This window comes from Candidatus Obscuribacterales bacterium, from assembly GCA_036703605.1.
In the GTDB taxonomy this organism is placed as follows: domain Bacteria; phylum Cyanobacteriota; class Cyanobacteriia; order RECH01; family RECH01; genus RECH01.
On record DATNRH010000054.1, the window covers coordinates 1 to 1248 of the forward strand.

General features: G+C 51.5%; 2 protein-coding genes. Both read right to left on the reverse strand.

Translation table 11 applies throughout. The features are described 5' to 3' along the window. On the reverse strand, nt 1-984 hold a 984-nt coding region (locus tag V6D20_01265; protein ID HEY9814427.1), incomplete at its 3' end, for a PBSX family phage terminase large subunit. A 9-nt stretch (nt 985-993) separates the two neighbouring features. Beyond that, nucleotides 994-1248 (reverse strand): hypothetical protein (locus tag V6D20_01270; protein HEY9814428.1); only part of this gene is annotated, 255 nt, incomplete at its 5' end.

Below are 1248 nucleotides of genomic sequence, written 5' to 3' on the forward strand. Positions count from 1 at the left end.
GCCCTTCAATCCGTCCGATACCTGGCGTCTGAGTGTCAGCCCAAGGCCGTCAGCATCCCAGACAAACGTGTTCGCACCCTTAGCTATGGCATAGTCAGTCGCCCAGTCACATGATGTGTTAACGTCGCCCTCCTGGCTCTGAAGTATGTCAAGGAACACAGAGCCATGGCGCAACGACAGGCCTTTGGCATCGCCAGTGTCAGCCGGATCAAAGCTAACCACTCGCTTGCCTCTGGCCTTGAAGCCTAGCTTCTCATGTGCATCAATGGCGGCATCGAACCACTCAGGCAGGATGATTGAGTCTTCTACTTCGTCCATGAATGCACCCTCCCATATCCAGTCATACTTAGCACGGCTTAGGTGTTCATAGTCCCATTGGCGCAAGCGCTCCTGTTCCTCATTCCACCATGGGTTGTCACGCCAGTTGACCATAACGATGTAGTGTAGATCATCCTCATAGTACCCATCACGCATCAAGGCTTCCTGATACGGCACAATGAATCTCTGGCTGAACGCATCTGACGATGACTGGGGGTTGGCGGTAAAGATACACTTAGCGCCTGGGTTACGCAGGATGGTTGGCAATAGCTTATCAAGCGAGTCTTGGCTCGCCCTATGCGCTTCCTCAAACCATGACCTTAGATAGTCTTGGGCTGATTGCACATTGTCTGGGTTTCGGTTTGCGCCCTTGTATACCGTTGTTGCACCATTGGGAGCGATAACACCGTTCTTCAGTATCTCCCAGCCTTTAAGTTTAAGTCTCTTTTCTATGCTCGACCTGAACACCTTATGAACTGAGTCAGAAAGCGAGTCTTGATACTCCCGCAGGCAATAAACGTCATAACCCTTTGCATCCATCTCGAACGTTAGGTAATCACCTACGCCAAGCGACTTACCCGACCCTCGCCCACCATATATAACAACGATAGGCCTACCGCTCTGCATGGCATCAACAATCTTGTGATTAACTTCCAGCGTAGGCAATGGCTATCCCTAAAAGGCTTCTGTGAATGTGGCTAACACGTCAACGCTGATAGCTGCCGACTCACCAGCGAACCGGCGAACATAGACAATCTGGTTCTTTTGCTCAATGAGTGGTGTGCGCTCCAATGGTGTTTGGCTGCCGCTTGGGTTACTTGGTGTGCCCGTGTAGACGTGTAGCTTCTGGAGTGATACGCCATTACCCTGCGTAGACCCTGGCGCTGTGTTGACCTCCAATAATGTCTCGTTGGCTGAGTAATCGGCTGG